The following is a 20,989-nucleotide window of genomic DNA, read 5'->3' as shown; positions in this document are numbered from 1 at the left end:
CGGGCCACGAGCCCGGGTCTAACCGGCGGCGGCCAGGAACATGGAATAGGCCGGGTTGTCGGTTTCATCCCAATGGGCGTAGCCGAGGGTGTCGAGATAGGCTTCGAACGCTTCCCGTTCGGCGGGCGGGACCTGGATGCCGGCGAGGATACGGCCGTAGTCGGAGCCGTGATTGCGGTAGTGGAACAGTGAGATGTTCCAATCGGGCGCCAGGCCTTCGAGGAATTTCAGGAGCGCGCCGGGGCGTTCGGGGAATTCGAAGCGGTAGAGTAATTCATTGCGCAAACCTTCGACGCGGCCGCCAACCATATAGCGGATGTGGAGCTTGGCGACCTCGTTGTCGGACAGGTCGAGGACCTTATGGCCGTGCTCGCGCAGCAGCGCGATGAGCTCGGCCTTTTCAGCATCTCCGCCCTTGAGGCCGACCCCTACGAAGATGTGGGCGCTGTTGCCCGGCGCGATGCGGTAATTGAACTCGGTGACCGCGCGGGCACCCAAAAGCCGCATGAAGGCGCGATAGGAGCCGGGCTTTTCCGGGATGGTGACGGCGAGGACGGCCTCGGCGCGCTCGCCCAGCTCGGCTCGTTCGGCGACGTGGCGCAGGCGGTCGAAATTGATGTTGGCGCCCGAGCAGATGGCGATGGCGGCGCCCGGGGCTTGCAGCGTCGGAGCGTGCTTGCGCAGGCCGGCCAGCGAGACGGCGCCGGCCGGTTCGGCGATGGCGCGGGTGTGCTCGAAAATGTCCTTGATGGCGGCGCAGATCTCGTCGGTGGAAACCGTGACGATATCGTCGAGCGTATCCTTGAGAATATCGAAGGTCTTTTCGCCCGCTTCCCTGACCGCGACGCCATCGGCGAAGATGCCGACCTCGTTGAGCGGGACGGGGCGGCCGGCGGCGAGGGCGGCTTTCATCGAGGCGGCGTCCTCGGGCTCGACGCCGATGATCTTGATGTCAGGTCTGAGGAATTTGGCGTAAGCGGCTACACCAGCAGCCAGACCGCCGCCACCGATGGGGAGATAGAGCGCGGCGATTGGGCCCCCATGCTGGCGCAGGATTTCCATGCCGATGGTGCCTTGGCCGGCAATGACTTCGGTGTCGTCATAGGGATGCACGAAGGTGAGGTTCTGGGCATCGCACAGAGCCAGCGCGTGCAGGCGCGCGTCATCGAACGCGTCGCCGTGGATGACCACTTCGCCGCCCAGGCGCTTGACGGCCTCGATCTTGATCGAGGGGGTGGTGGTGGGCATGACGATGACGGAGCGCAGGCCCATGCGGGTGGCCGAATAGGCGAGGCCCTGTGCGTGATTGCCGGCCGAGGCGCAGATGACACCCTTGGCCTTGTCGGCCTCGGTGAGGGAGGCGAGCTTGTTGTAGGCGCCGCGCAGCTTGAAGGAAAAGACCGGCTGCAAATCTTCGCGCTTGAGGAACACCGGGCGACCGAGCTTGTCCGAAAGTGGACCCATCTTTTCGAGCGGAGTCTCGACGGCGGCGTCGTAAACCGAGGAGGAGAGGATGGCGCGGATGATATCGTGCATGGGGGGCCTTCGGGTATTTGGCACCGTCTTAGCAGCCACCGGCGCGCGAGGGAATGTGTCACCGCAGGGTCATCGGGACGCGGTAGGGAGGGCACATGACGAGGACTTTGGCACTTGCTCTTTTGGCCGGGCTGGCGTTCGGCGCGAACGCGTCGGCGCAGCCGGCGGTGATGCTCGAGGATGGCAGCGGGCGGATAGTGGATCTTTCCGAGCTTGTCGAGGGACCGACCATTCTCCACTTCTGGGCGACGTGGTGCGCGCCCTGCCGGGAGGAATTGCCCGAGTTGGAGGCTTTCGCCGAGGCGGAGGACCTGGGCGAACGGCTGGTGCTCGTTTCGGTGGATACGCTCGATTACGAGCGGGTGGCCGCGTTTCTGGACGAGCTGGGCGTGGGGCTGGAAAGCTGGCGGCAGGTCGAGGGGAATGTGGGGAACGCGTTCGCGATATTGGGATATCCGAGCACGGTGGTTGTGGATGGCGCGGGGGCGATGCCGTGGCGGCAGCAGGGGGCGGTGAATTGGGGGGATGCGGAAGAGACCGGGGAGATGATGGGGTTTGTCGGATCTTCTGAGGGCCGGTGAGAGGTCGTGGGTCCTCGAGTCGAGCCCGAGGACGACGAGGGGAGAAGAGAAGCGCGTGGTGCGGTCTTCTACACTCTAGTGATTGTGCCCGGCGTGGCTGTGCTGGGTGGCGGTGGCGGACTGGATTTCGACGGAGGTGTCGAGATGGATGTCGCCGAATTCGATATCGATGTGAAAATGCTCGCCTTCGACCAGAGCCTCGCTGAGGCCGTTGAGCTGGAGGGCGAGGCCGTTGGGGGAGAGGACCATTTCCGAGCCGGCAGCGATCGGCATTTCGGGGATCGCGGTGTAGGAAAGCTCGCCGCCTGAGTTCTGCAGGCCCACCAGTTCGACGGACTGGGCGATTTCGGTCTCGCCGCCCGTCAGGATGACTTCGGCGTCCGAACCGTTTTCGATCTCGACATACACTAGCGCGGTAGAACCGCTGGTGGCGTTGGTCCAGGCGTGCAGGGCGCGGATGCCGTTGGCCTCGGCGACATGGTCGTCGTGATCCTCATGACCGTCGTGGACTTCCTGCGCGAAGGCGGGGGTGGCCAGGAGAGCGAGGGAGAGGACGGCGGCTCTGATCATGATCCAGTTTCGTGTGCTGAATGTTATAAACTAACTGCGCAGATCTGTAACTACGGGTCGTGACAAAGCAATGAAGGCGGGGACGAGGGCGAGAATGACGGTGAGGCTGACGAAGCCGGCGACCAGGTGGAACTCGGGCCAGCTCAGCGTGGCGGATACCAGAATGTCGGTCTGATCGGTGACGATGCGCGAGATGATCGCGGCGGCGGCAAAGCCCACGGCGACGCCGCCGATGGCGCCGAGGAAAATCAACGTGGCGGCATAGGACCAGACCACCGAGAAAACGAACCGGGCCGGGGCGCCCAGAGCGCGGAGCAGTGCGAGGCGGCGGGCAAAGAGGCGGGTGAGGATGACCAGCCCCGCAAGGACGCCGGCGGTGACGAGGATTTGGGTGACGATGGCCATGATGCTCATCACCTGGCGCACGTCGCCCATCAGCGAATGCAGGCTGGCGAGGACGGCACCGGGAAAGAAGGCCATGGTTTCGGCTGTCGTGAACTGGGCGCGCAGCGCATAGTTGACGTAGAGCTGTTCGGCTGAAACCAGGATCGCCGGCGTGCCGGGGAAATAGTCCGGATCGAAGGGTGGGCCGAGCTGGTCGGCGTTTTCGGGAGCGTGCCCGTTGGCGAGGCCGTGGATTTCCCATACCGCTTCGACGGGCACGATGATGGCGCGATCCCAAGGAGAGCCGGTGGGCTGCATGCGACCCGAGACCGTGTATTCCACATGGGCGTGCGCGTCGTGCTCGGCGGCGTCGCCCACGCCATGGGCGGGGGTGAAGCTGTCGCCGATGGAGAGATCGACACGGGCGCCGATGACGGCATCGGCGTGGGCGGCAAACATCTCGCCTTCGGCGAGGGCTTCGGACATGTGAGTGACAAACTGGGCGGTGGAGCCGACGATGGGATAGGAATTGAAGCTGTCGCCATAGGCGATGGGAGCGGCCAGCGATACGTCGGGAGCGGTGGCGACCCGGTCGTAGATATCGCCCGAGAGCAGGGGGACGTCGGAGGGTTGGAGATAGACGGCGGCGAACAGCATGGTGATTTCGCTGCCGGGGGCGGCGATCACCAGATCGAACGGATCGGCGGCGCGGGCGGTGCCCTGACGCAGGCCACGCTCCTGGGCGATGAGGCCGACGCCTATGCCGACCGATATGGCGATCAGGGCGATGAAGAGCGTGTTGGTCCAGCGGAAACGCCAGAGCATGGCGCGCACGAGGGAGAAGGGGCGATAGCCGAACAGGACGAGGCCACCCACGATCAGGGCAGGGAGCAACAGGACGATAAGGACGATGGCGTCCTGCGCTGTGACCGGCAGCCATTCGATGGCGCGGTAGAGGGGGCTGAGGGGGTTCATGATATCGCTGTGGGGCCCGGCGGTTGGGCTGGCTTGTGGATGGTCATGCCTTCCGTGGCGTGGGCAGGAAGGTGAATAAGAAAACCCAGAGGTGAGCGGCTGTGGACGCGCTGCGCACCCCTCATCCGACCTTTCGCTTTCAGCGAAAGCCCACCTTCTCCCTCAGGGGGAGAAGGGTAGCCGTTGCGGCGTCTATACAAGAACTCAAGAGCGGCGCGAGGAACTCCCTTCTCCCTCAGAGGGGAAAGGGACGGGGATGAGGGCTGTGCTGGGGTGGCGTTGGAACTCACGTTACGCATCGATCGTCTCGTCGGATGCGATTTTGCCGTCGACGATTTCGATGACGCGATCCATGCGGGTGTAGACGTGCGGATCGTGGCTGACCGCGACAAGGGTCTTGCCGGTGTCGCGGACCAGGGCGATGAGATCGTCGATCAGCGCGTCGGCGGTAGAGCGGTCGAGGCTGGCTGTGGGTTCGTCGGCGAGGATGATGGCCGGATCGGCGGCCAGAGCCCGGGCGATGGCGACGCGTTGGCGCTCGCCGCCCGAAAAGCTTTCGACGGTGCGCGCGCCGTGGGAAATGCCGAGGCGGGCGAGGACGGATCTGGCGGTGTCGGCGATCGCTGACTGGCGCGAGCGGCTGGCGTAGGCGCCGGGGAGGGCGGCGTTGGCGGCGGCGGAGAGTTCCTCAAACAGGAGGAAATCCTGAAACACCATGCCGACATTGCGGCGGCGGAAGGTGGCGCGCGCCTCAGAGGAAAACGGCATCAGGTCGGTTTCGCCCCAGCGGATGGCACCGGTGGCGTTTTCGGCAAGACCGGCAATGGAAAAGAGGAAGGTGGATTTGCCGGCGCCTGAGGGGCCGCGCACGCCAAGGCACGTGCCGGGGGCGAGGGACAGCGTGGGGACGGCGAGCAGCATGCGGCCCGACGGGGCTTTGACCTCGAGGTCGGTGATGTGAAGGCCGAGGGTCATGAGGGCTCGCGGGGGCCGGAGTATCGATTATGCCGGTGGGGTCGGGAGGGAAGCCGATGCGGGTGGCGCGGGCACAGGCTGCTGCCGGATTCCGGGACTAAGCCCCGGAATGACAAGCTGAGATTGGGGAAGCGCCGGATGGACTCAGGCGCGTTCCTGCACGGCATCCATGAGGCGGACGCGGCTGACGAAGCCGAGTTCGGGATCGGTATAAGTGCCCAGCTCGAGCGTGCCGCGAGTGATGATCTTGACGTTGAAGGGGATCACATCGACCACGCGCTGGGCATAGACCGCCAGAATATCGTTGGGCCATTCGGCTTCCGACGAGCAAAAGGGGCACACGGCCATCGGGCGGTTGGTGAGCACGTAGAACTCGCTGTCGGCCTTGAGCGGGGGCGCCATGAAGCCTTCGATGGCGACGCGGATGCCTTCGTTTTCAACGGCGAACGGCGTGAAGCTCATGTCGTTGTTGTAGAGTTCGCGCAGGCGGACCTGCGGTTCGGCGGCCATGGCGCCGGTGGCGATGAAGGGGGCGGCAATGACGGCCCCGGTAGCGGTGGCGAAGAATCCGCGACGGTTCATGACGATCTCCTTTGCCTTAATGGGGCTGGTCGACTTTCGTCAGAGGTTCTAGCAGACGGGATGCCGCCCAGTGTGACACTTGCATGAAAAAGGGGCCGGCAAGCCGGCCCCTCCGGATTTCGTGAACCGGGCTTATTCAGCGCCGAAGGCAGCGTGGTTCATGATGTGGAAGATCATTTCCTGATCCATGGTGCCACCGAACAGGTGCGACCAGGGGCCGGTGGCCCAGAGGCCAACGTCGACGCCCGAATGGGACTCCGAGCTCATCGGCAGGAGAGCCTGCTGCAGGTAATCGGGGTCCAGAGCTTCTTCCTGGGTCAGTTCAGGACGCGAACCCGAGAACGTGCCGTCTTCCTGCTCGATCAGAACCGAGCCGGCGCCATTGGCATAGGTGACGACGGTGTAGGGCAGGCCGTCATCGGCGAGGACGGGCTCACCGGTGTGCTCGACCTGGCCGGACGCGATGTCCATGCAAAGGCCGGTGATCGGCGTGCCACGGCCGCAATAGCCGTTGAAGCTGATGACGTGCTCGTGGTCGGCGGTGACGATGATCAGGGTGTTTTCCGGATCGGTCATCTCGATGGCGGCTTCGATAGCGTCGGCGAAAGCAACACCGTCGGTGAAGGCGCGGTGAGCGTTGCCACCGTGGTTGGCGTGGTCGACGCGGCCGCCTTCGACCATCAGGTAGAAGCCTTCTTCATTGTTCTGAAGAGCTTCGATGGCGGAAGTGGTCATGTCGGCGAGCGAGGGTTCGCTGTCCGGACGGTCATGCTCGTAGTTCATGTCCGAGGAGTTGAACAGGCCGAGCACCGGCTGGGACAGATCGGCGGCGGCGAGTTCTTCGGCGTTGAAGACGACCTGGCCGAATTCACCGGCGCGATCGACGAGGTTCACATCGTCGGCACGGTTGCCGGCGCCCACGGGGAGATTGGCGCCTTCGGGAGCGAACGCACGGGCACCGCCGCCCAGGGCGATGTCGATGACGCCAGCTTCCATCTGGTCGACGAGCTGAGCGGCGATGTCGGTGCAGCCTTCAGGAGCTTCGCCTTCCCAGTTGCGGTTCACGGTCTTGGCGTAAACGGCGGCGCCAGTGGCGTGGGTGATGCGGGCCGAGGAGACGACGCCAACCGACTTGCCGGCGTCCGAAACGAGTTCAGAGAACAGGCGAAGCGGAACTTCGGTCGAGCAATCATCATAGACGGCGGTTTCGTCTACGTTGATGGTGTTGAACACCTGCTTGACGCCAGTGTTCATCGCACCGGCGGTCGGGGCCGAATCCGGGGTCTGGGCGTTGATGTTGTAGGTCTTGATGATGGCCGAGTGACGGAACAGGTCGTGGGGAAGATTGTGCTCTTCACCGAGCAGACCTTCCTGCTGACCGTCATAGAGACGGATGCCGTAATTGGTGCCGATACCCATGCCGTCGGCGACGAACAGGATGACGTTCATGGCCTGGTTGGTGTTGGGCTCGCCGGCGAGGCGATCCGCCAGGACGTCCTGAGCGGCGGTGAAGTATTCGCTTTCGGCCTGGACCAGGTCCTGGGCGATTGCGGTGGATGCGCAGAGCGCAATGGCGAGAGAAGAAACTAGCGTCCGACGAAACATGGTTGCCTCCATGGGGTTTCGGTCGGCGGGACGCTATTGGCGTTATGTGACGGTCAAGTCACCTGCCGATGACGGTTCCGTGACGGTGGAAAAGTTTGGGGGCGCTTCCGGCGCCGCGGCAAAGAGAGCTAAGGCGCTTCGGAATCTCCGGTGGTTTCGCCGGCGTCCGAACCGCCGGGGAGGGTCCAGGCGATGACGTGGTCGCCCAGGATGGTCTCCATCGGCGTATGGCCGCCGGCCATCATGACCAGATATTGCACCCCGTCATGCTCATAGACGATGGGGGTGGCCTGGCCGCCGGCGGGGAGAACGTCGCTCCAGAGCTCGTCACCGGTTTCGATATCGAAGGCGCGGATCATGTTGTCGGTGGTGGCGGCAACGAAGATCAACCCGCCGGCGGTGACCACCGGGCCGCCATTGTTGGGGGTGCCGATGTCGAAGGGCAGGAAGGTCGGCAGGTTGAACGGGCCATTGGCGCGGGCTGAGCCGAAGGGCTGGTCCCAGAGCGTTTCGCCGGTGGCCAGGTCGATGGCGCGGATGCCGCCATAAGGAGGTTGCTTGCACATGAGCTTGGTGAAATCGCTCCGCCAGCCGACGTCGATATCGATGGCGTAGGGCGCCCCGATCTGGGGATCGCCGCCGATGCCGTCATCGAAGATGGCGGTGCTCATGCCCATCTCGTCGGCCTCGTCGCGCGGCACGAGGCGCAGGCGGTTGGGGACGTCGTTGTAATTGGCGATGAGGATGCCGCGCTCCTGGTCGACCGCCATGGCGCCCCAATCCTGCCCGCCGTTGTAGCCGGGATACTGGACGTACCATTCATCGGTGGTGGGCGGGGTGTAGATGCCCTCATAGCTCGAATCGTGAAACTGGATGCGGCACCAGAGCTGGTCGAGCGGGGTCATGCCCCACATGTCGCGCTCTTCGATGGGGTCCATGGCCAGCGAGTGATACGTCGAGAAGGGCTGGACGGGTGAGAGGTATTCGGGCTCGACGCCGCCCTGGGGCACTTCGCGCTCCTCGACGTCGAAGAGGGATTCGCCGGTTTCGCGGTTGAGGACGTAGATTTCGCCCTGCTTGGAGGAAAGGATCAGCGCCGGGACGGTGCCGCCCTCGGCGGGGAAATCGACAAGCGCGGGCTGGCTGCCCAGATCGTAGTCCCAGACGTCGTGATAGACGGTCTGGAAATGCCAGACGTCATCGCCTGTGGCGACGTCGACGGCGACGATCGAAGTGGCGTATTCGTTTTCCAGATCCGAGCGGTTCGAGCCGTAATAGTCGACGGCCGAATTGCCGAGCGGGAGATAGACGAGGCCGAGCTCTTCGTCGGCGGCCGCCGTGGTCCACATGTTGGGCGTGCCGCGCGTATAGACCTCGCCTTCGGGCGGGGCGCCGCGATTGTCGGGGTTGCCCAGATCCCAGGCCCAGACGAGCTCGCCGCTGACCGCATCATAGCCGCGCACGACGCCCGAGGGGGCGTCCTCGGCCTCGTTGTCGTTGACGTTGTAGCCCACGACGACGATGCCGCGAATGATGGTGGGGGCGGAGGTGACGCCGATCCAGCCGGGGACGGTGTCGCCCAGCCCGTCTTCGAGGTCGACCTGGCCGTTGAGGCCGAAATCGGGGCAGAGCTCGCCCAGATCGGCATCGAGGGCGAAGAGGCGCCCATCCTCGGTGCCCGAGATGATGCGGCGGGCGCAAAGGGCGTCGGTATCGGCCTCGGGGTCTTCGAAATAGGAAACGCCACGGCAGGCGCCGATCGAGAGGATTTCGGGGGCGACGACGGGGTCGTAGCGCCATTCCTCGAGGCCGCTCTGGGCGTCGATGGAAACCACGACATTGGTGGGGGTGCACACGTAAAGGTCGTCGCCGATCTTGAGCGGGGTATTTTCAGGCGACCAGCGCTGGCTGTCGCCGGCGTCCTCGGGGGGCATCACACCGGTCTGGAACTCCCAGGCGCGTTCGAGCTGGGCGACGTTTTCGGGAGTGATCTGGGCGAGGGGTGAATAGCGGGTGCCGTGATGGGTGCCGCCATAGGCGGGCCAATCGGCGCCGGTCTGGGGCATCTCCATGGCGGCGCGCAGGGGGACGCCGGTGGGGCTGGTGGCGGTTTCGGCGGGCACGACCTCGGGAGCAGGCTCGGCATCCGCCGGAGCCTCGGGCGCCGGCTCTTGATCGACGGGTGTCTCGGGGGCTGGGGGAGGTTGCGGTGTGTCCTGGTCGATGGTCGGTGTCTCGCCGGCGGGGGCTTCGCCTGCGTCGTCGGGCAACGCTTCCTGCGCGGTCTCGGCGGGGGTTTCCTCCTGGGCGAGGGCGGTGCCGTCATGGCTGATGTTGAGGATGGCGATGGAGCCGACGAGGGCGAAAACCCCGCCGAGAGCAGCGGCGACCGTGCCGCGCGGCGTGGCGAAACGGCCTCGCAGGACCGGAATGAGGGCGAGGACGAGGATCAGAACGACGGTGGGAGCGACGAGGCGCGGGATTTGCGCCCAGGCGTCGAGGCCGACTTCCCAGAGGGCCCAGGCGAGGGTGCCTATGAAGGTCGCGAGATAAACCCAGACGGCGAGCATCGAGCGGCGGAATAGGAAGAAGGCGGTGAGGAGCAGGCCCAGGCCGGCGAAGATGTAATACCAGGAGCCGCCCAGCGTCGCGAGCCAGATGCCGCCGCCGAAGATGGGAAGGCCGAAAATGAGGATGAGCACGGAGATGGCCATCGCTGCCCAGAAGCCGAAGCCTCGGTGTGGGGGGTGCTCGTCCTGCATGGTTTTCTCCCTTGATTGGTGCTCGGCCTTACACGGCACAATCCCGAAGGCTGGGAGGGGTTCCGAGAAAATCGGGAAGTTGTGGGGGAGGTGTGAGTTTCTGGCGTTGTGTGTTTCGCCGGCTCGGCGCCCCCCTCATCCGCCCGCTTCGCGGCCCGCCATTCGAGCCCCCGCCTTCGCGGGGCAGGCGCCGCTCTCATGGCCTTCTCGCCTCCAATCGCGCCATTGGCACGATTGGCCAAAGGACGGCTCGAAGTCTCCCTCAAGGGGAGAAGGGGTGATTGGTGCAAGGGTTACGGCAAGAAGCTCTCCATCATCCCCACGCTCTCTGTTCGTCATTGTCGGGCGTGACCCGACAATCCGCAACGTTGGCCGGTGATGCGGGAGGGGTTTGGGGACACACTTCTGCTGCGGGGTGTGGGGACGTTGCGGGTCTCCGGGTCAAGCCCGAAGACGACGAGGTTGGCAGGGTGGGGGTAGACTCTGGCCGTTGTGGGCGTCGCTGACTCAGCGCACCCCTCATCCGACCCGGCTTCGCCGGCCCACCTTCTCCCTCAAGGGGAGAAGGGGTGAATGACGCAAGCGTTGAGGGAAGAATCTCCCTCGTTTCCGTTTCCCCTCGTCATTGTCGGGCTCGACCCGACAAACCAGAAGGTTGCCATCAAGGGGGGACGACGAGGAAGGGAGAAGAGGGGGATCGTTTACTCAGGCGACACGATCTGCCCTCTCTCCGGTTCGCCGCGATCGACCGGTTCGCCGTCGGCGAGATAGTCGAGGAACTGGGCGGGGAGGCCTTCGCCGGCGGTGAGGTCGGGGGTGGTCTGGAGGTGGAGGTGCAGATGGGGTTCCGAGGTGTTGCCCGAATTGCCGCACAGGCCAAGGACGTCGCCCTGGGCGACTTCATCGCCCTGCTGGACCGTGATCGAGCCCTGCTGCATGTGGGCGAGGAAGACGAATTCGTTTTCGGCCAGTGCGAGGATGACGTGGTTGCCGGCGGGGTTTTGCGGGTCGGTTTCGCCGATGGGGTGGTCGGGGAAGTCGTTGACGGTGGCGATCACTTCGCCGGCGGCGGGGCTGAGGATTTCGCGGCCCCAGCAATGATAGCTTTCCAGCGTCTGGGGATCGCCGGAATAGGATTGGCCATCCTCGTGGACGAGGAAATCATAGGCGAAGCGCTGGGCCGGATCGGCGGCGTGGTAATTGTCGGCGATGTCGTGGCCGCCCCAGAAGACGTACCATTCCCCGTCAAAGGGAAGGCGCAGATCGGCTTGGGTCTGGTAATCGAGATATGCAGATTCGGCGGCGACGGGCTGGGGCTGGACGACAAAGCCACCGATGCGGCCATCGGGATCATAGGCCCATTGCATGAGGACGGGGGCGGGGGCGTCGGTCCATTCGGCGGTGCGGGTGTAGATTGAGAATTCGCCCTCGGTGGCGGTTTGCTCGTCGAGGACGGTTTCTTCCTCGCCAAGATCGGCGCCGAGCTGGTCGCGGAAGGCGGTGAAATCGTCGAGCGAGCCGAGGGCGGACTGCATTTCGGCGCTCATTTCCTCCCAGATGGGCTCGAGTTCGCCGGCCAGGAACGCTTCCGAGTGCCCGCGGCCCAGTTCGAGGGCGTCCTGGGCGAGGGCGGGAAGGGAGACGGTGCCGGCAAGGGCGGCGGCGAGCAAGGGCAGGAGGGGCTTCATGGATTTTCCTTATGTCCTTCGGGGCGCGTCGATGCTTGAAAAGCGGGCGGTCGGCCGATTTGTTCCAGAACTTATCCCCGCGTCACGGTGGCGGGGTATGGTTGTGGCATGGTGAGATTACTGCGGCCTTGAGGGCCGGCGGGGCTCACCGGACCTTATCCAGCGAACGGGAAAAAATGATGACCGAGACGGCTGAGCCGGACTGGGCGCGAATTCGCGTGGAGTATGAGGCGGGGGAGATTTCCATCGCCGACCTCGTGGCCAATCACAACATCAAGCGCAACCAGCTCAATTATCGCCGGCAGAAAGGGCTTTGGGCCCTGCGCACGCCCGTGACCGGACGGCAGCGGAGCACGAGCCTGCTGCGGCGGATGCTGGGAATTTTTGCAAGCCAGATCACACGGCTGGAACACAAACTCAATGAGGAGCCCATGAGCGCGACGGAAATGCGGATACTCGAATCCATGGCCAAGGCCATCGAGAGGATCAGGGATATCGAGGCGGCGGAAAAGAAGACGTCCAAGCCGCGCGAGCGGATGGACCCCGAACTCGAAGCCATCCGCGAACGCCTCGCCCAACGGATCGAAGACCTTGACGTCGAAGAGTAGGCTTCCGCCGCTGACTGCCGCCCGGCGGGCGGCGATGGCGGAGCGTGCCCGGCATCTGACGCCGGGCGAAGCCGAAAAGTTCAAATATAGCTGGCATCTGTGGGGCCATGAGATGCAGCAGCCGCCCGAAGGCGACTGGACCACATGGCTGATGCTGGGTGGACGCGGCGCGGGCAAGACGCGGGCGGGAGCGGAATGGGTGCGCGCGCTTGCGGACGGCGAGCGGCCCGTATCGCCCATCGCGCTGGTGGGGGAAACAATGAGCGAGGCGCGGGCGATCATGGTCGAGGGGGTGTCGGGGATCATTTCGGTTCATCCCCGTTCCCGGCGGCCCCGTTTCGACGCGGCGCGCGCCATGCTGGTCTGGCCCAATGGCGCCGAAGCCTGGCTGATGCCGGCCAATGATCCCGAGCGGTTTCGCGGGCCGCAATTTGCGGCGGCCTGGTGCGACGAGCTGGCCAAATGGCCCAAGGCAGAGGCGGCATGGGACATGCTGCAATTCGGACTGCGGCTGGGAGACCGGCCCCGGCAGATGGTGACGACGACGCCCAAGCCGACGCGACTGCTCAAGCGGTTGATGGCTGAGCCGACCACGGTGATCACCCGCATGAAGACAAGGGCGAACAGGCGCAATCTGGCGCCCGCTTTTCTCGAAGCGGTGGTGGCGCGATACAACGAAACGGTGCTCGGGCGGCAGGAGCTCGATGGGGAACTTGTCGAGGAGATGCCGGGGGCGCTGTGGAGCCGGGGGCAGATCGAGGCGGGGCGGATCGGAGAGGTGCCCCCATTGAGCCGGGTGGTGGTGGCGGTCGATCCGCCGGTGTCGCGCGGCAAGAATTCGGACGCCTGCGGGATTGTCGTGGCCGGGCGCTGGGGCGACCGGGCGGTGATCCTGGCCGATCGGACGGTGAAGGGCACTTCGCCGGTGGGGTGGGCGCGGGTGGCGGTCAAAGCGTTCCATGAGTTCGCGGCAGATACCATCGTTGTCGAGGTCAACCAGGGCGGCGATCTGGTGGGGGAGGTGCTTCGCCAGATCGATGCCGGCGTGCCGGTGCGCGCTGTGCGGGCGAGCCGGGCCAAATGGGTGCGGGCCGAACCGGTCGCCGCGCTTTACGCGCAGGGACGGGTCAAGCATGCGGGCATGTTCGCCGAGCTGGAGGACGAGCTTTGTGCGTTCGGGCCGGACGGGCTGGCCGAGGGGCATTCGCCCGATCGGCTGGATGCGCTGGTGTGGGGGGTGACGGAATTGTTGCTGCGGGACGGGCCGGTGCCGAGGGTGCGGGTTTAGAGTGCTTCCAGCAAAAGTGGCTACCATTTTTGCGGTTCGGAAGCGCGACAAAATAAAGACTTAGAGCAATTGAGCGGTTCGAAAGAAAAGCGAAAATGCTCCCGGACTTATCCCCGCGTGACGGTGGTGGGGTAGGGTTCAGCCATGATGGGGATGCTGCGGCGTTCCGGTGAGGCAATCCATAGAGGGATGAGATTATGGCCAACTGGCTCGACCGCCTGAGGGGCGGGCAATCGCGTGCGCCCATGCAGACCAAATCGGCGCAGACGCTGTTTACGCTCTCGCCGCTGGGGATCGGCGGGGGAACGCGAAAGGGGTTCGCGGCGCTGGCCGATGCGGGGTTTGCGCGCAATCCGGTGGTTTATCGCTGCGTAAGGCTGGTCGCCGAGAACGCGGCGCGGGTGCCGCTGGAGGTGCGGGATGGCGAGACGGTTCTGACCGAGCATCCGCTGCTCGACCTGATCGCGCGGCCCAACCGGCGGCAGGATGGCAAGGCGCTGCTGGAGAGCGTTTTTGCCTATCTGCAGATGGCCGGCAACGCCTATCTCGATGCGGCGGTGGTCGAGGGGGAGGTGAAGGGGCTTTATGGGCTGCGGCCCGACCGGATGGCGGTGATCGCGGGCAAGGATGGGTGGCCGGTTGGTTATGCCTATACGGCGGGGGGCAGGACGCAGCGGCTGATGCTCGATACCGAGCCGGTGGCGCGGGTGCTGCATCTGTCGCTGTTCGATCCGCTGGACGATCATTACGGGCAGGCGCCGTTGGCGGCGGCGCAGGGGAGCCTCGATACGCACAACGCGGCGACGGCCTGGAACCGGGCGCTGCTGGAGAACGCGGCGCGGCCGTCGGGGGCGCTGGTCTATAACGCGGCGGCGGGGAATCTGACCGAGGATCAATATCAGCGGCTCAAGGGGGAACTCGAGGAAGGGTTCACCGGGGCGCTCAATGCGGGGCGGCCCATGGTGCTGGAGGGTGGGCTGGACTGGAAGGCCATCGCGCTGACGCCGCGCGACATGGATTTCCTCGAAGCCAAGAACGCGGCGGCGCGGGAGATCGCGCTGGCGTTCGGGGTGCCGCCGATGCTGCTGGGGATTCCGGGGGACAATACCTACGCCAATTACGCGGAGGCGAGCCGGGTGCTGTGGCGGCAGACGGTGATACCGCTGGTCAACGCTGTGGTGGGGAGGCTGAGCCACTGGCTGGCGCCGGCCTTCGGCGGGGTGGAGCTGGTGGCCGATTTCGACATGGTCGAGGCCTTGGCGGCAGATCGGGCGAAGGATTGGGAGCGGGTGGGGAATGCGAGTTTCCTCACCGATGATGAGAAGCGGGAGTTGTTGGGGTTTGGGAGGCGGTAGGCCTCGGTGTCAGCCTTGCGGCTGACGCATCGGCTGGGTCGATGCGCACCCCTCATCCGACCGCTTCGCGGCCCGCCATTCGAGCATAGCTCTCATGGCCTTCTCGCCTCCAATCGTGCCACTGGCATGATTGGCCAAAGGACGGCTCGAAGTCTCCCTCAAGGGGAGAAGGGGAGCGCTTGGCGAGTGCTGAGCGAGGAAGGAAAGACGATGGACGAGATCATTTCAACGGTGCTCGCCAAGGGCGATCTGGCGCATGTGGCGCTGTTTTTGTGGGCGGGTGGGGCGAGCTTGGCGGTGCTGAAGCTGCTCAAGGAGCTTTCGGCGGCCAATCTTAGGTTCAATACCTTTGTGACCGAAATCGCCCAGCTCAATCTGCTGTTCAGGGGGAAGGACCGATGAGGAGACGCAAGACGACCAAGACACCGCACAATGAAGCGACCCAGGTGTTCAGGCAGTTCGCCTGGAACCTGGCGGGAACGCTCGCGCGGCGCCCGACCAAGGCGGCGGGCGGCAAGACGGAGACGGCACGATGACGGTGGCCATCGATGGCGATGGCCGGTTTTCGGGCTATGCCTCGGTGTTCGGGCGGGTCGATGGGGGCGGGGACATGGTGATGCCCGGCGCTTTTCGCGACAGCCTGAGGACACGCGGGAGCGAGAGGGTCAGGCTGTTGTTTCAGCACGACCCGAAGGAGCCGGTGGGGCTTTGGGACGAGATCGTCGAGGACGGGTTCGGGCTCAGGGTTTCGGGGCGGCTGATCGACGGAGTGCCGCGCGCGGCGAGCCTTCGGGCGTTGATCGCCGGACGGGCAATCGACGGGCTTTCAATCGGGTTCCGCGCGGTGCGGGCGACCCGCGAAGACAGGACCGGAACGCGGCGGCTGTGGGCCGTGGACCTGTGGGAAATCTCCATCGTCACCTTTCCGATGATGGATGCGGCGCGGATTTCCGCCGCGCCGGGCGGGGGAACCGCACGACTGGCCGCAACGCTCGGGGCGGCGACGAGACTGTTGAAATCGTAGGTATCCGGGGTTCGTCCCCGACCTTGTGCCTGTCACCCCGGGGCTTGTTCCCGGGGTCCAGTGAGCGCTTCCACACGTGCTGTGTGTGGGGAGGGGCTGCTGCTGGATTCCGGGAATAAATCCCGGAATGACAGAGTGGTGGTGGGGCAAGGTTGAAGATCAACAACTAAGGGAAAATCGATGTCTAAAAATAGCGAACCGCGCCTTGAGACAAAGGTGGCGGCGATGCCGGTTGGGGACGTGAACGGGTTGTTCGCCGAGTTCATGTCGGCGTTCGAGGAGTTCAAATCGACCAACGACCGGCGCCTGGGCGAACTGGAGAAGCGTGGCAGCGCCGATACGTTGCTTGAGGGCAAGCTCGATCGGCTCAATGCCATTCTCGACGGGCACAAATCGGCGCTCGACCGGGTGGCGGTGGAGAAGGCCCGGCCGGCGCTGGAAGGCGGGCGGCGCGTCGGGGGCGATGAGTATAAGGACGCGTTTTCGGCCTATGTGAAGCGCGGCGAGGAAAAGGCGCTTTCGGTGGGATCGAACCCCGATGGCGGCTATCTGGTGCCGGCGGAAACCGAAACCGAGATCGTCAAGCAATTGACGGCGGTGTCGCCGATGCGCGCGATCTGCGGGGTGCGGCAGGTGTCGGGCTCGGTTTATAAAAAGCCGATTACGGTGACCGGGCCGCAGGTCGGCTGGGTGGGTGAGACGGCGGCGCGCAGCCAGACCAGTTCGCAGGTGATCGATGAGCTGACGTTTCCCACCACCGAACTCTACGCCATGCCGGCGGCGACGCAGGCGTTTCTCGACGATGCGGCGGTGGATGTGGGCCAGTGGATCGCCGAGGAGGTGAACGCGGCGTTCGCCGAGCAGGAAACCGCTGCGTTCATCCTGGGCGATGGGGTGAATAAACCTTCGGGGTTTCTCTCGGCGGATACGGTGGCCGAGGGCGGTTGGGCCTGGGAGAAGCTGGGATATGTGGCGACGGGCACCGATGCGGGGTTCGACCCGATCGACCCGTCCGACCGTCTCGTCGATCTGGTCTATGCGCTCAAGGCCGGCTATCGCCAGAACGCGACCTGGCTGATGAACCGCCGCACGCAGGGTGCGGTGCGTAAACTGAAGGACGCTGACGGCAATTATATCTGGCAGCCGGCGGCATCGCCGGACGGACGCGCCAGCCTGATGGGGTTCGGGCTGGTCGAGGCCGAGGACATGCCGGACATCGATGGCGACAGCTTTTCGGTCGCCTTTGGCGATTTCCGGCGCGGGTATCTGATCGTCGATCGACAGGGGGTGAACATTCTGCGCGATCCGTATTCGGCCAAGCCGTACGTGCTGTTTTATACGACCAAGCGCGTGGGTGGGGGGATCGCGGATTACGATGCGATCAAGTTGTTGAAGTTTGGGGCGGTGTAGTTGGATGCTGGCTTTGGGGGGTGTTGCAGGCGCTGCGCACCCTTCATCCGACCCGGCTTCGCCGGCCCACTTTCGTCATTCAAATCTCTCCACCGGAGAGATTTGCCCTACGGGACATTCCTCAATCCCTCAAGGGGAGAAGGGTAGCCCTTGGCAGTGCTGGGGAAAGCTCGATCGCTGCAATTAGGAGCCCCCCTCTCCCCTTGAGGGAGAGGGCCGGGGTGAGGGGTGCGCTGAGCTGGTTGCCGGCAATACCGGCAGCCTTCCGCCCACAAAATCAAAAGAGAACAAAGATGACTTCTTACCTTCTGGCGGGACCCGCCCAGGAGCCGGTTTCGCTTGCGCGGATGAAGGCGCATTTGCGGGTTGAGGATGAGGCCGAGGACGGGCTGATCGAGGCGCTGATCGTGGCGGCGCGAGTGCATGTTGAGAGCCTGACGGGCCGGGCGCTGCTGGAGCAGAGCTGGCGCGTGGTGCTCGATGGCTGGCCGCCCGACCGCGCGATCAGGCTGCCGGTTTCGCCGATGATCGCGGTGACCGAAATCCGTGCCTATGGCGCCGATGGCGAAGGGCGGCAGATCGAGATAGAACAGTTTTTGCCCGATGGGCAGGCCAACCCGGCGCGGATCATTTGTCCGGCGCGTGTGGTTGGGGCGCCGGTGCTGCGCGAGCGCATGGGGATCGAGATTGACTATCTCGCCGGGTTCGGGACCGGGCCTGAAGCGGTGCCGGCCGATCTGGTGCAGTCGATCAGGACGCTGGTGGCCTATTGGTACGAGAACCGCGACGCCGTGCCAGTGAGCGGGGCCGGGGCAGCGGTGCCGGCCGGATTCGAGCGGCTGGTCGGCGCTTATCGTCGGGTGCGGCTGTGAGGGGCGATGTGCCGCCGGTCGGCACGTTGAGGGACCGGGTGCAGATCCAGCGCCGCGAGATGGTGGCGATGCCCGATGGCGGGCACGAGACGCTGTTCTTGCCGGTGACCTCGGTGTGGGCCCGGGTGCGGTCGCGCTCGGCGCGGATCATGCGCGCGGGCGATGGGCGCGCCGCGACCTCGACGCATGCGGTGACGCTGCGGTTTCGCAAGGATGTGAGGCCGGGCGACAGGATCGTCTATCGCGGACGGGCGCTGGAGGTGGTCGAGGCCGAGGATATCAACGGGCGGCGGGCGTATCTTTCCTGCCTGTGCCTGGAAACGGCGGTGGTGGGATGACGGCGCTCGAAGCCATTCAGACCGCGTTGGTTTCGGCCTGGGCGGCCGATGCGCCGCTTGGGCTGCTGATCGGGGAAGGGGCGGTTTTCGATGCCCCACCGAGGGGCAGGCAGCCGCCTTACGTGACCATTCTGCGTCACGACGCTGTGCCTCGGGATGGGGACGAAACGCCGGGCATGGAGCACCGGCTGACGATCCATTGCTGGAGCCCGCAGCCGTCGCGATCCGCCGCGCTGCGGATCGCCGACCGGATCGAGCGGGTGGCGGTGATGGGGGCGGTGAGCCCGAGCGGGCATGTGCTGACCCATCGGCGGCATGTGCGCACGGAGACGGCGATCGATTTTTCCACGGGACGGGCAAGGGCGGCGGTGGAGCTGCGATTGTTTTCCGAGCCGGTGGGGTGAGGGGGAGTTGGTGTCAGCCTGGCGGCTGACGCATCGGCGTTGCCGATGCGCACCCCTCATCCGCCCCTTCGGGGCACCTTCTCCCTCAAGGGGAGAAGGGGAGCCTGTGGCAGCGTTTCTGCTAGAGTTGCGGGCGTTTGCAAGGAGAGGGGCGGGGATGAGGGGGCGCTGAGGTTGAACGGATGCCTCGTCTGGCGTTGGGGCTCAGCGCACCCCTCATCCGTCTCGGCCTTCGACCGATCCACCTTCTCCCTCAAGGGGAGAAGGGTAGCTCCGGGCAGCGTTTCTGCTGGAGCCCCTCTCCCCTCGGGGGTGAGAAGTGCGCAGCGCTTGCCCGGGGACGAAAACTGTAATTTCGAAAAGGATGAACCATGACGGCCCAGAGCGGCAAGGACATGTTGTTGAAGCTCGATTCCGAAGGGGTGGGGAGCTTTGCGACGGTGGCGGGGTTGCGGACCAAGCAGATCGCCTTCAACGCGGCGAGCGTCGATACGACCGATGCGGAGAGCGCCGGGCGGTGGCGGGAATTGCTTCAAGGGGGCGGGATCAAGAGAGCGTCGATCTCGGGATCGGGGATATTCAAGGATCGGGCGTCGGACGCGGCGGTGCGGGCGCTGTTTTTTGCCGGCACGATCCGCGATTGGCAGCTGATCCTGCCCGATTTCGGGGTGGTCGAGGGGCCGTTCCAGATCGTGGCGCTGGAATTTGCCGGCGATCACGCGGGCGAGGTGACGTTCGAACTGGCGCTGGAAAGCGCCGGTGAAATCAGCTTCAGCGCGATTTAGGAGGCGGTGATGGCCAATGCCCGGAGGGGTGAAATCGACGCCGTGATCGGCGGCGAAAGGCGGACGCTGTGCCTGACGCTCGGCGCGCTGGCGGAACTGGAGGCGCGGTTGCAGGCGGGCGATCTCAACGGACTGGTCGAACGGTTCGCCGGGGGACGGGTTTCGGCGCGGGATCTGACGGCGATTTTGGGGGCCGGGCTGCGCGGCGCGGGCAATGCGGTCAGCGACGAGGATCTGGCGCGGCTTTCGATCGATGGCGGGCTCAAAGGGGCGGCGGAGATTTGCGTGCGGCTGCTTCGGGCGACGTTCGGGGAGGCGGCGTGAGCGGATTTCCCTGGGATGAGGTGATGGCGTTCGGGCTGGGGACGCTGCGGCTTTCGCCGCGGGAGTTCTGGGCGATGACGCCGCGCGAGATGGCGGCGGCCCATGCCGGGGTGAGCGGGCGTGGTGTGAGTGCGCCGCTGGGGCGCGAGGGGCTTGAGAGGCTGATGGCACTGCATCCGGATGGAGAGGGGCGATGACGGAAGTGTTCGGGGAACGGTTCGAGGCGGAGATGGCCGATGTTTCGGTCGAGCTCGAACGCATTCGCGATCTGGGTTCGGCGGTGGGCTCGAGCCTGACGCGCTCGCTGCGCGGGGCGATGATGGAGGGGCGCTCGCTGCGGGCGCTGCTCGGCGATATCGGGCGGGCGTTCGCGGACGTGGCGCTCAAGGCGGCGCTGCGTCCGTTGGGGGATCTGGTGAGCGGGGGGATCGAGGGGCTGTTTGCCGGGTTCAATCCGGCGCTGGCGAGCGTCAAGCCTTTTGCCAAGGGTGGGGTGCTGTCGGCGCCGAGTTATTTTCCCATGGCGGGGCAGTGGGGCGTGGCCGGGGAGGCGGGCCCGGAGGCGATTTTGCCGCTGCGGCGGGGGGCTGATGGGCGGTTGGGGGTTGCGTCTGGTGGCGGCGGGGTGGTGACGGTCAATTTCAACGTCACGGCGAGCGATGCGCGTAGCTTTGCGGCGGCGGAGGCGGAGGTGAGTGCCATGCTGCTGCGGGCGGTGCGACGGGGGACGCGGGGGAGTTAGTTTCCTGCGTTTGTACTTGTTGAAGCTCAGCGCCCCCTCATCCGACCGCTTCGCCGGCCTGCCATTCGAGCTAGCTCTCATGGCCTTCTCGCCTCCAATCGTGCCACTGGCACGATTGGCCAAAGGACGGCTCGAAGTCTCCCACCAGGGGAGAAGGGGAGCTGGGGTAGCGTTTCAGCGA

At 65.4% G+C, this 20,989-nt stretch carries 23 protein-coding genes; 15 read left to right on the top strand and 8 right to left on the bottom strand.

Translation table 11 applies throughout. The annotated features are described in order from the left end of the window. Window positions 1-18: 18 nt before the first annotated feature. Window positions 19-1,536, bottom strand: coding sequence for a threonine ammonia-lyase, biosynthetic (gene ilvA / locus V4T21_RS12090; RefSeq protein WP_332717009.1), 1,518 nt, complete (start codon window positions 1,534-1,536; stop codon window positions 19-21). Between the two features lie 95 nt (window positions 1,537-1,631). On the opposite strand from ilvA, the gene V4T21_RS12085 reads away from it, so the two are divergent. After that, window positions 1,632-2,117, top strand: a complete 486-nt coding sequence (locus V4T21_RS12085; RefSeq protein WP_332717006.1) for a TlpA family protein disulfide reductase — start codon at window positions 1,632-1,634, stop codon at window positions 2,115-2,117. 75 nt (window positions 2,118-2,192) lie between these two features. On the opposite strand, the gene V4T21_RS12080 is transcribed toward V4T21_RS12085, so the two are convergent. From V4T21_RS12080 to V4T21_RS12050, 7 genes are all read right to left on the bottom strand, one after another. Further along, window positions 2,193-2,687 carry a copper chaperone PCu(A)C gene (locus V4T21_RS12080; RefSeq protein ID WP_332717004.1) on the bottom strand — a complete coding sequence of 165 codons (495 nt, stop codon included), beginning with the start codon at window positions 2,685-2,687 and terminating at the stop codon, window positions 2,193-2,195. A gap of 30 nt (window positions 2,688-2,717) precedes the next feature. Next, entirely contained in the window at window positions 2,718-4,046 is a 1,329-nt protein-coding gene (locus tag V4T21_RS12075; protein WP_332717002.1) for an ABC transporter permease, read from the bottom strand. 291 nt (window positions 4,047-4,337) lie between these two features. Beyond that, a complete protein-coding gene (locus V4T21_RS12070) occupies window positions 4,338-5,021 on the bottom strand; it encodes an ABC transporter ATP-binding protein (protein ID WP_332717000.1) in 684 nt (227 codons plus the stop codon). 144 nt (window positions 5,022-5,165) lie between these two features. Continuing rightward, window positions 5,166-5,603, bottom strand: a complete 438-nt coding sequence (locus tag V4T21_RS12065) for a hypothetical protein (RefSeq protein ID WP_332716998.1) — start codon at window positions 5,601-5,603, stop codon at window positions 5,166-5,168. A 132-nt stretch (window positions 5,604-5,735) separates the two neighbouring features. Next, window positions 5,736-7,208 (bottom strand): alkaline phosphatase, encoded by a 1,473-nt coding sequence (locus V4T21_RS12060; RefSeq protein WP_332716996.1) that lies wholly within the window; start codon window positions 7,206-7,208, stop codon window positions 5,736-5,738. A gap of 128 nt (window positions 7,209-7,336) precedes the next feature. After that, window positions 7,337-9,970 (bottom strand): outer membrane protein assembly factor BamB family protein, encoded by a 2,634-nt coding sequence (locus tag V4T21_RS12055; RefSeq protein WP_332716994.1) that lies wholly within the window; start codon window positions 9,968-9,970, stop codon window positions 7,337-7,339. Window positions 9,971-10,671: 701 nt separating this feature from the next. Next, window positions 10,672-11,658 (bottom strand): M23 family metallopeptidase, encoded by a 987-nt coding sequence (locus V4T21_RS12050; RefSeq protein ID WP_332716993.1) that lies wholly within the window; start codon window positions 11,656-11,658, stop codon window positions 10,672-10,674. A 179-nt stretch (window positions 11,659-11,837) separates the two neighbouring features. On the opposite strand from V4T21_RS12050, the gene V4T21_RS12045 reads away from it, so the two are divergent. The 14 genes from V4T21_RS12045 (at window position 11,838) to V4T21_RS11980 (ending at window position 20,808) form a co-directional block, all read left to right on the top strand. After that, the gene (locus tag V4T21_RS12045) at window positions 11,838-12,266 is read left to right on the top strand and encodes a hypothetical protein (protein WP_332716991.1); all 429 of its coding nucleotides are present in this window, start codon (window positions 11,838-11,840) and stop codon (window positions 12,264-12,266) included. 34 nt (window positions 12,267-12,300) lie between these two features. Next, a complete protein-coding gene (locus V4T21_RS12040; RefSeq protein ID WP_332716989.1) occupies window positions 12,301-13,554 on the top strand; it encodes a DNA-packaging protein in 1,254 nt (417 codons plus the stop codon). Window positions 13,555-13,751: 197 nt separating this feature from the next. After that, window positions 13,752-14,909 (top strand): phage portal protein, encoded by a 1,158-nt coding sequence (locus V4T21_RS12035; protein ID WP_332716987.1) that lies wholly within the window; start codon window positions 13,752-13,754, stop codon window positions 14,907-14,909. Window positions 14,910-15,119: 210 nt separating this feature from the next. Beyond that, on the top strand, window positions 15,120-15,311 hold the full coding sequence (locus V4T21_RS12030; RefSeq protein WP_332716985.1) for a hypothetical protein: 192 nt from the start codon (window positions 15,120-15,122) through the stop codon (window positions 15,309-15,311). Then, window positions 15,308-15,445, top strand: coding sequence for a hypothetical protein (locus tag V4T21_RS12025; protein ID WP_332716982.1), 138 nt, complete (start codon window positions 15,308-15,310; stop codon window positions 15,443-15,445). Before V4T21_RS12030 ends, V4T21_RS12025 begins: the two co-directional genes overlap by 4 nt. Continuing rightward, window positions 15,442-15,933, top strand: a complete 492-nt coding sequence (locus V4T21_RS12020; protein ID WP_332716980.1) for an HK97 family phage prohead protease — start codon at window positions 15,442-15,444, stop codon at window positions 15,931-15,933. Before V4T21_RS12025 ends, V4T21_RS12020 begins: the two co-directional genes overlap by 4 nt. A gap of 180 nt (window positions 15,934-16,113) precedes the next feature. Then, on the top strand, window positions 16,114-17,343 hold the full coding sequence (locus tag V4T21_RS12015; RefSeq protein WP_332716978.1) for a phage major capsid protein: 1,230 nt from the start codon (window positions 16,114-16,116) through the stop codon (window positions 17,341-17,343). Window positions 17,344-17,636: 293 nt separating this feature from the next. Next, window positions 17,637-18,215: a head-tail connector protein gene (locus V4T21_RS12010; protein WP_332716975.1), complete on the top strand. Its 579-nt coding sequence runs from the start codon at window positions 17,637-17,639 to the stop codon at window positions 18,213-18,215. After that, window positions 18,212-18,553, top strand: coding sequence for a phage head closure protein (locus V4T21_RS12005; protein WP_440589652.1), 342 nt, complete (start codon window positions 18,212-18,214; stop codon window positions 18,551-18,553). Before V4T21_RS12010 ends, V4T21_RS12005 begins: the two co-directional genes overlap by 4 nt. Continuing rightward, complete coding sequence (locus tag V4T21_RS12000; RefSeq protein ID WP_332716970.1) at window positions 18,550-18,957, top strand: DUF3168 domain-containing protein; 408 nt, start codon at window positions 18,550-18,552, stop codon at window positions 18,955-18,957. Before V4T21_RS12005 ends, V4T21_RS12000 begins: the two co-directional genes overlap by 4 nt. A gap of 371 nt (window positions 18,958-19,328) precedes the next feature. Then, window positions 19,329-19,742, top strand: coding sequence for a phage major tail protein, TP901-1 family (locus V4T21_RS11995; RefSeq protein ID WP_332716968.1), 414 nt, complete (start codon window positions 19,329-19,331; stop codon window positions 19,740-19,742). A gap of 9 nt (window positions 19,743-19,751) precedes the next feature. Continuing rightward, window positions 19,752-20,066: a gene transfer agent family protein gene (locus V4T21_RS11990; RefSeq protein WP_332716966.1), complete on the top strand. Its 315-nt coding sequence runs from the start codon at window positions 19,752-19,754 to the stop codon at window positions 20,064-20,066. After that, window positions 20,063-20,263, top strand: a complete 201-nt coding sequence (locus V4T21_RS11985; RefSeq protein WP_332716964.1) for a rcc01693 family protein — start codon at window positions 20,063-20,065, stop codon at window positions 20,261-20,263. Before V4T21_RS11990 ends, V4T21_RS11985 begins: the two co-directional genes overlap by 4 nt. Next, window positions 20,260-20,808: a phage tail tape measure protein gene (locus V4T21_RS11980; RefSeq protein WP_332716962.1), complete on the top strand. Its 549-nt coding sequence runs from the start codon at window positions 20,260-20,262 to the stop codon at window positions 20,806-20,808. The genes V4T21_RS11985 and V4T21_RS11980 overlap by 4 nt, the downstream gene beginning before the upstream one ends. The last annotated feature ends 181 nt before the right edge of the window (window positions 20,809-20,989 follow it).

Source organism: Pelagibacterium mangrovi, assembly GCF_036662815.1.
In the GTDB taxonomy this organism is placed as follows: domain Bacteria; phylum Pseudomonadota; class Alphaproteobacteria; order Rhizobiales; family Devosiaceae; genus Pelagibacterium; species Pelagibacterium mangrovi.
Note: the sequence above shows the minus strand (reverse complement) of the source record. Positions and strands in the feature narration are given on the sequence as shown.